This is a genomic window from Nonomuraea insulae (genome assembly GCF_042656245.1).
On sequence record NZ_JBHSPA010000022.1, the window covers coordinates 137,623 to 144,884 of the forward strand.

8 protein-coding genes are annotated in these 7,262 nt (G+C 68.5%); 5 read left to right on the forward strand and 3 right to left on the reverse strand.

What is annotated here, in order from left to right; genetic code table 11:
- Positions 1-102: 102 nt before the first annotated feature.
- Positions 103-843, reverse strand: a complete 741-nt coding sequence (locus ACFPZ3_RS16630; RefSeq protein WP_379515004.1) for an isocitrate lyase/PEP mutase family protein — start codon at positions 841-843, stop codon at positions 103-105.
- Between the two features lie 75 nt (positions 844-918).
- Positions 919-1,482, reverse strand: coding sequence for a hypothetical protein (locus ACFPZ3_RS16635; RefSeq protein ID WP_379515005.1), 564 nt, complete (start codon positions 1,480-1,482; stop codon positions 919-921).
- Between the two features lie 316 nt (positions 1,483-1,798).
- Between ACFPZ3_RS16635 and ACFPZ3_RS16640 the strand changes: the two genes are divergently transcribed.
- Positions 1,799-2,284: a hypothetical protein gene (locus ACFPZ3_RS16640; protein ID WP_379515006.1), complete on the forward strand. Its 486-nt coding sequence runs from the start codon at positions 1,799-1,801 to the stop codon at positions 2,282-2,284.
- A 50-nt stretch (positions 2,285-2,334) separates the two neighbouring features.
- On the opposite strand, the gene miaB is transcribed toward ACFPZ3_RS16640, so the two are convergent.
- Positions 2,335-3,840 carry a tRNA (N6-isopentenyl adenosine(37)-C2)-methylthiotransferase MiaB gene (gene miaB, locus ACFPZ3_RS16645; RefSeq protein ID WP_379515007.1) on the reverse strand — a complete coding sequence of 502 codons (1,506 nt, stop codon included), beginning with the start codon at positions 3,838-3,840 and terminating at the stop codon, positions 2,335-2,337.
- Positions 3,841-4,013: 173 nt separating this feature from the next.
- On the opposite strand from miaB, the gene ACFPZ3_RS16650 reads away from it, so the two are divergent.
- Genes ACFPZ3_RS16650 through ACFPZ3_RS16665 form a run of 4 tightly spaced genes read left to right on the forward strand, consistent with a single transcriptional unit; the run spans position 4,014 to position 7,254 of the window.
- Positions 4,014-4,733, forward strand: coding sequence for an amino acid ABC transporter ATP-binding protein (locus tag ACFPZ3_RS16650; protein WP_379515182.1), 720 nt, complete (start codon positions 4,014-4,016; stop codon positions 4,731-4,733).
- Between the two features lie 34 nt (positions 4,734-4,767).
- Positions 4,768-5,613, forward strand: coding sequence for a glutamate ABC transporter substrate-binding protein (locus tag ACFPZ3_RS16655; protein ID WP_379515008.1), 846 nt, complete (start codon positions 4,768-4,770; stop codon positions 5,611-5,613).
- 58 nt (positions 5,614-5,671) lie between these two features.
- The gene (locus ACFPZ3_RS16660; RefSeq protein WP_379515009.1) at positions 5,672-6,340 is read left to right on the forward strand and encodes an amino acid ABC transporter permease; all 669 of its coding nucleotides are present in this window, start codon (positions 5,672-5,674) and stop codon (positions 6,338-6,340) included.
- Positions 6,337-7,254 carry an amino acid ABC transporter permease gene (locus ACFPZ3_RS16665; protein WP_379515010.1) on the forward strand — a complete coding sequence of 306 codons (918 nt, stop codon included), beginning with the start codon at positions 6,337-6,339 and terminating at the stop codon, positions 7,252-7,254. Before ACFPZ3_RS16660 ends, ACFPZ3_RS16665 begins: the two co-directional genes overlap by 4 nt.
- Positions 7,255-7,262: the final 8 nt, after the last annotated feature.

A 7,262-nucleotide genomic window follows, 5' to 3' on the forward strand; every position in this document is an offset into this window, starting at 1 on the left:
GCGCAAGCGTACGTCCGGCACGACTCAGACAGGACCGCGGGCTTCCCCGTTGGTCAGCAGGGGTTACGGCCCTCCCGTCCAGCAGGGGTTACGGCCTTCCCGTCAGTAGGGGTTGTGGCCTTCCCTGACCTTCGCGAACAGGCCCTGGGCGTAGGAGTGCGTCGCCTGGTGCAGGCCGCCCCCGAAGCTGATCCTGGCCACGCCCAGCTCCGCCAGCCTGCCGAGTTCCGGGGTCCCGGGCCTGAACAGGACGTTGACCGGCCCGCCCAGCCCCGCGGCCAGGGCCCGGATCTCCTCCTCGTCCGCCAGCCCGATCGGGTACACGCAGTCGGCCCCCGCCTCCAGATACCGCCGCCCGCGCGCGAGCACCTCCTCGCGGGGCGCGGGACCGCGCAGGTAGGCGTCGACCCTGGCATTGATCACCAGCGCGTCCCCGGCGGCGGCGCGCACCTCGGCCAGGAAGTCCGCCTGCTCCGCCGGGTCCACCATCTCGCCGCGCCCCGGCAGGGAGTCCTCCAGGTTGCAGCCCACGGCGCCGGTCGCGAGCAGCCGTTCGACCAGTTCGGCGGGCTTGAGTGCGTACCCGCGCTCGACGTCGGCGGTGACGGGCACGTCAACGGCCCTGACCACGCGGGCGATGGCCGCCATCATCTCGCCCACCGGGGTGCCCTCGCCGTCGGGGTACCCGAGCACGCGCGCGACGGCGGCGCTGCCGGTGGCGACCACGGGGAACCCGGCCTCCTCGACGGCACGGGCGGAGGCGGCGTCCCAGATGTTGGGCAGGACCAGCGGGCTCCCGGGAACGTGCAGCGCCCGCAGTTCGGATGCTCTGTCAGTCGTCATGACTTCGACTCTACGGACGCGAGTGGCTCCCGCCGAAGGTCCAGTACACCCCAGAAGTGGCAAGCCACTTGCCGGTCAGCATCCGCTGGTGGCGCACTGCCCGTTGACCATGCCCCCCGGGCCGTCGGCCGGAGAGTCGGCCGGGGTGTCGTTCCCCGACGACTGCGGCACCTTGGTGGGCGGCGTCGTCGCCGGCTTCTTGCCGTTGCCGGTCTTGGCGGTGTCGGTGCCCGTTCTCGCGGTGTCTGTGCCCGTGTCGGCGGCCGGGTCGCCGCCCGATCCCGGGTCCGCGACGTCGCCCATGGAGCCGTCGTCGGCGGCGGGCCGGCCGTCGGTGGGGGCGTCGGTGGCGGCGTCTCCCATGGTGGCGTCGTCGCCTTGGAGGTCGTCGGCGCCGCCGGTGCTCTGGGCGGGCGCGGGCCGGCCGCCTTGCTGAGCGGTCTCGCCGGGGTTCGCCGCCAGCATGTAGCCGACGCCGCCGGCCGCGAGCACGGCCACGAGGGCCGAAGCGACGATGAAGAGGGTTTTCTGGCTCTTCTTCGTCGCCCTGTTCTCCGAACGTCTATTTCTCGTCGCCAGGCGGGTGTCTCCCGGCCCGGACAGGATCTCCTGACGATCCGTCTCCGTCGGATCTTGCATGGTGCTGCAGCTCCCTGCGGTCGTATCGGGGAAAGCTCGCCGGCTTCCGCGGGTGATGGACCACACTAGCCGCAACAGTTGAATGCTCGCACACCAATCACAAAGGAATCACGACTTGTCCCCCCTTAGATCCATTCGCGCAGGTAGCCGCGCCAACCTGGCACCCGTGGCCGGAGTCACCGGGGTGCTCGTCACGGCCACGCTGGGAATATTCCTCGCATTCACCAACATGCAGGAAAGTCACCAAGAATTCGATCAGGAAACCCCCGTTACCCCAAGATCGAATTCGCGGACTTCGCCACTCAGGGCGTCGAACATGACACAAACAGCGACCATGGCCGCGCATTCGCCTGGATCGCTCCATTTCTCCTCGCCCCAGCCGGTCGAGGCCATGTTCGGCCCTCTCTCACCGCCCTGGATCGAGTCCGTACCCCCATGGGACTCCGCGCCCGCCGCGCCCCCGTGGGAGGACGCCACCACCTTGCCGCCATGGGAGGAGGTGCTCCCCGCGCTTCCCTCCGCGACCGCCGGCCCGGCCATCGAGGTCTCCGTCCCCAGCCGCTCGCCACGCGGCAACGGGCCGAGAAAGCACCTGACGCCCCCCGACGACCGGGCGGTCAAGCCTCTGGTGCCCCCCGGCGAGCGCCCGAGCCCGCAAGGGCAGCCATCCCCTGAACCCCCGCCGCCCTCACAAGAACCTCCGGCACGCCCACAGGGCCACGGCATGCCGGACCCCTGCGCCACGTTCGACGACTTCCGCCGCGGCCCCTGCTACGACATCCTCAAGCGCCTCACCCGCTGAGACGCCGAAGGGCGGCCCGGAGTGACCCGTGCCGCCCTTGAAGAAAAGCGTCAGTGCGCCGAACAACCTCCCGTAGCGGCGGGCAAGGGAGCGGGCCGCCCAATGGCGGGCATCCCCAGCAGAACCCCGGAGCCACCCCCGGAACCGCCCCCGGAACCGCCCTGCCGGGCCTCCCAGGCGTCGCCCGCCCGGGTGCGGCGCACCCCGAGCACGGCTCCGTCCGCCACAAGGTGGTGCGGCGCCGCGTACGTCACCTCGGCCGTCACCATGTCCCCCGGCCGGGGCGTCTCGGCGCCCACGGCGAAGTGCACGAGCCGGTTGTCGGCCGCGCGGCCGGACAGCCGGTGCGTGCTCTCGTCCTTGCGCCCCTCACCCTCGGCCACCAGCACGTCGAGCGTCCGCCCGACCTGCTTCTTGTTCTCCTCCCACGAGATCTCCTCCTGCAGGGCCACGAGACGCTCGTAGCGCTCCTGCACGACCTCCTTGGGCACCTGGTCCTCCATGGTGGCCGCGGGGGTGCCGGGACGGATGGAGTATTGGAAGGTGAAGGCGTTGGCGAAGCGGCTCTGCCTGACGACCTCCAGCGTGCCCTGGAAGTCCTCCTCGGTCTCGCCGGGGAAGCCGACGATGATGTCGGTCGAGATGGCCGCGTCGGGCATGGCCGCGCGCACCCGCTCGATGATGCCGAGGTAACGCTCGGCCCGGTAGGAGCGCCGCATCGCCCGCAGCACCCGGTCGGAGCCCGACTGCAGCGGCATGTGGAGCTGGTGCATGACGTTGGGCGTCTCGGCCATGGCGGCGATCACGTCGTCGGTGAAGGCGGCGGGGTGCGGCGAGGTGAAGCGCACCCGTTCGAGCCCGTCGATGCCGCCGCAGGCCCGCAGCAGTTTGCCGAAGGCCAGCCGGTCGCCGAACTCCGCGCCGTAGGTGTTGACGTTCTGGCCCAGCAGCGTGACTTCCAGCACACCCTGCTCCACCAGCGTCCGCACCTCGGCGAGGACGTCGCCGGGACGGCGGTCCTTCTCCTTGCCGCGCAGCGAAGGCACGATGCAGAACGTGCAGGTGTTGTTGCAACCGACAGAGACGGCCACCCAGGCGGCGTAGGCGGACTCGCGCTTGGTGGGCAGCGTCGAGGGGAAGACCTCGAGCGACTCCTTCAGCTCGACCTGCGCCTCGCCCTCGACGCGGGCGCGCTCCAGCAGCACCGGCAGCGAGCCGATGTTGTGCGTGCCGAAGACCACGTCGACCCACGGCGCCTTGCGGACGATCTCGCCCTGGTCCTTCTGCGCCAGACAGCCCCCCACGGCGATCTGCATGCGTGGGTTGCGCACCTTGGCCGGTCTGAGATGGCCGAGGTTGCCGTAGAGGCGGTTGTCGGCGTTTTCCCGCACGGCGCACGTGTTGAACACGACCACGTCGGCCGTCTCATCGTCGGGAGCGGGCAGGTAGCCGGCGTCTTCCAGCAGGCCCGACAGCCGCTCGGAGTCGTGGACGTTCATCTGGCACCCGTATGTGCGCACTTGGTAGGTGCGGGCGCCCTCCTGGGTCACAGTCATGGCATGTTCAAGAGTAGTCGTTGTCCGGCTTGGCACGGCCCGTACCGATCTAAAAGGCCAGCTTGATGGCATGATGTGATCGGATCGGTACCGCTCGGTTAGTGCACAGCGTTCTAATGCCCTCTACGTTTTACTGCATGACGGAGAACGGCGACGTCACTCCACTGGTGCAGATGGAGAACGTCAACAAGCACTTCGGGACGTTGCACGTCCTGAAGGACATCAACTTGACCGTCTCTCGTGGTGAGGTTCTGGTCGTCATCGGCCCTTCGGGCGGCGGAAAGTCAACGCTCTGCCGCACGATCAACAGGTTGGAGACGATCAACGACGGGAGGATCGTCTTTGACGGCCAGGTGCTGCCCGCCGAGGGCAAAGGGCTGGCCAAACTGCGGTCCGACGTCGGAATGGTCTTCCAGTCGTTCAACTTGTTCGCTCACAAGACCATCCGGGACAATGTGACGCTCGGCCCCATCAAGGTGCGCGGCACGACCAAGGACGCCGCCAACAAGCGGGCCATGGAGTTGCTCGAACGGGTGGGCATCGCGGCACAGGCGGACAAATATCCGGCCCAGCTCTCCGGCGGTCAGCAGCAGCGCGTCGCGATCGCCAGGGCGCTGGCCATGGACCCGAAGATGATCCTGTTCGACGAGCCGACCTCTGCGCTGGACCCCGAGATGGTGCAGGAGGTGCTCGATGTCATGATCGGGCTGGCACGTGACGGGATGACCATGATGGTCGTCACGCACGAGATGGGGTTCGCCCGCCGGGCCGCCAATCGGGTGGTGTTCATGGCCGACGGGCAGATCGTGGAGGAGAACACCCCCGACGAGTTCTTCACCAACGCGCAGACGGACCGGGCGCGAGACTTCCTCTCGAAGATCCTCACGCACTGACTTATTGAGGCAGGTATACATGCACATGCGTCGAATGGGAGCAGTGCTCTCCATAGCGGCAATGGCCGCGGGCCTGGCCGCTTGTGGCGGTGGAGACGCGACGTACGCCACCGTGGCCGACAAGATCACGGGCGGCGGCACGGTCGTGGTCGGCACCAAGTGGGACCAGCCCAGCCTGGGCCTGAAGATGGGCAACGAGCCCGAGGGCTTCGACGTCGACGTGGCCAAGGCCGTGCTGAAGGAGGTGGCCGGCGGCAAGGACGTGAAGGTCACGTGGAAGGAGTCGGCCTCGTCCAACCGCGAGCCGTTCCTCGCCAACGGCACGGTCGACATCATCTTCGCCACCTACTCCATCACCGAGGAGCGCAAGGCCAAGGTCACCTTCGGCGGCCCCTACGTCGTGGCGCACCAGGACGTGATGGTCCGCAAGGCCGACGCCTCGATCACCAAGCCGCAGGACCTCACGGGCAAGAAGATCTGCAAGGCCGCGGGCTCCAACTCCTACAAGCGGATCACCGACCCGCCCCCGGACGGTGAGCTCGACCTCGACGCGACGACCGTCGACGCGGCCAACTACTCCGAGTGCGTGCAGAAGCTGAACGGCAGCAACCTCGACGCGGTCACCACCGACGACCTGATCCTGGCGGGCTTCGCCAAGCAGGCCGGCGGCAACTTCAAGGTGCTGGGCCAGGGCTTCACGGACGAGAAGTACGGCATCGGCCTGAAGAAGGGCGACACGAAGACCTGCGAGGCCGTCAACAAGGCAGTGGCCACGCTGTGGAGCAACGGCACCATGAAGACGCTGCTCGAGAAGTGGTTCGGCGGCATCGAAGGCCTGAAGGTGTCCGACGCCGCGCCGCCGGCCGAGGGTTGCGCCTAATCACGTCGGCGACGGCGGCCGGACCTCCGGCCGCCTTTCGCCCTTGCGGTGGAGCACGATGGACGAACTAATCAAGTACGCCCCCGATCTCGGTCTGGGATTCCTGGAGAACGTCAAGCTCTCGCTTGTGGCCGCTGTCGCCTCCTTGATCCTGGGCACGATCCTCGTGGCGATGCGAGTATCACCCACGCCGGTCCTGCGCGCGGCCGGCACCTTTTACGTCAACGTAGTGCGCAACACCCCCCTGACACTGGTTCTGGCGTTCTCGGCGCTGGGCCTGAGCGACCAGCTCGGCCTGGTGTTCTCGGAGACGCCGCTGACCAACTCGTTCTGGGTCGTCGCGATGGGCCTTTCGCTCTACACCGCGGCCTTCGTGTGCGAGGCGCTGCGGGCGGGTGTGAACACGGTGCCGATGGGCCAGGCCGAGGCGGCCAGGGCGATCGGGCTGACGTTCATGCAGTCGCTGCGGATGATCATTCTGCCCCAGGCGTTCCGCGCGGTCATCGCGCCTCTGGGCAGCGTGATGATCGCCATGATCAAGAACACCACGGTCGCGACCGCGGGCGGGTTCCTCGCCGACGCCGCGGCGGTCATGAAGATCACTTTCGACACGACAGGCGCGTCGATCCCGATCTTCCTCGGTGTCGTCGTCGCGTTCATGGTGTTGACCATGCCCGTCGGCTTCTTCACCGGCTGGCTGGCACGACGTCTGGCGGTGGTTCGATGAGCACCTCCGTCCTGTTCGACGCTCCCGGGCCCCGCGGGCGTGTGCGCAACGGCATGCTCACGGCGGTCAGCGTCGTCCTCGTGGCCGCCGTCCTGTACGGCGTCTACCTCGGTTTCGACGCCAAGGGACAGTTCGAAGGCAAGATCTGGCAGCCGTTCCTGCAGTGGGAGACCTGGGAGTTCTACATCATCCCCGGCCTCATCGGCACGTTGGAGGCGGCCGCGGTGGCGGCGGTCTTCGCCCTGCTGTTCGGCGCGATCTTCGGCCTGGCCAGGCTCTCCGACCACCGCTGGGTCCGGGTTCCGGCCGGCGTGGTGGTCGAGGTGTTCCGCGCCATCCCCCTGCTGCTGCTGATCTTCTTCATCTTCTACCTGGCGCCCACGCTGATGGGCGGCGGCGACTACGCGTTCATGGCGGTCATCCTCGGCCTGACGCTCTACAACGGCTCGGTGCTGGCCGAGGTCGTCAGGGCCGGCGTGCACGCCGTGCCCAAGGGGCAGTCCGAGGCCGCGTACGCGGTGGGCATGCGCAAGAACCAGGTGATGCGGCTGGTCCTGCTGCCGCAGGGCGTCACCGTGATGATGCCGGCGATCGTCAGCCAGCTCGTGGTGCTGCTGAAGGACACCGCGCTCGGCTACATCATCGCCTACGTCGACCTGCTCAACACCGGGTTCAAGATCCTGCCGGCCCGGTTCTTCGGCTCGCTGATCCCGGCGGCGATCGTCATCGGGATCATCTACGTGGCGCTCAACATGGCGCTGAGCTACCTGGCCACGTGGCTGGAGCGGCGTAGCAGGCGCAGCCGCAAGACGGCGGCGACCCCGATCGCGGCGCCCGGCTCTGCCGAGGTCGGCATCGGCGCCGGGCAGGGCCCCGAGGGCGGTGGCCTGGCGCCCGACCGTCCCCTGGAGTGACCTCCGGG

Coding starts and splice junctions, on each gene's coding strand:
- ACFPZ3_RS16635 (WP_379515005.1), bottom strand. CDS start 1,482: ATGCAAGATCCGACGGAGACGGATCGTCAGGAGATCCTGTCCGGGCCG.
- ACFPZ3_RS16650 (WP_379515182.1), top strand. CDS start 4,014: ATGGAGAACGTCAACAAGCACTTCGGGACGTTGCACGTCCTGAAGGAC.
- ACFPZ3_RS16665 (WP_379515010.1), top strand. CDS start 6,337: ATGAGCACCTCCGTCCTGTTCGACGCTCCCGGGCCCCGCGGGCGTGTG.
- miaB (WP_379515007.1), bottom strand. CDS start 3,840: ATGACTGTGACCCAGGAGGGCGCCCGCACCTACCAAGTGCGCACATAC.
- ACFPZ3_RS16655 (WP_379515008.1), top strand. CDS start 4,768: ATGGGAGCAGTGCTCTCCATAGCGGCAATGGCCGCGGGCCTGGCCGCT.
- ACFPZ3_RS16630 (WP_379515004.1), bottom strand. CDS start 843: ATGACGACTGACAGAGCATCCGAACTGCGGGCGCTGCACGTTCCCGGG.
- ACFPZ3_RS16660 (WP_379515009.1), top strand. CDS start 5,672: ATGGACGAACTAATCAAGTACGCCCCCGATCTCGGTCTGGGATTCCTG.
- ACFPZ3_RS16640 (WP_379515006.1), top strand. CDS start 1,799: ATGACACAAACAGCGACCATGGCCGCGCATTCGCCTGGATCGCTCCAT.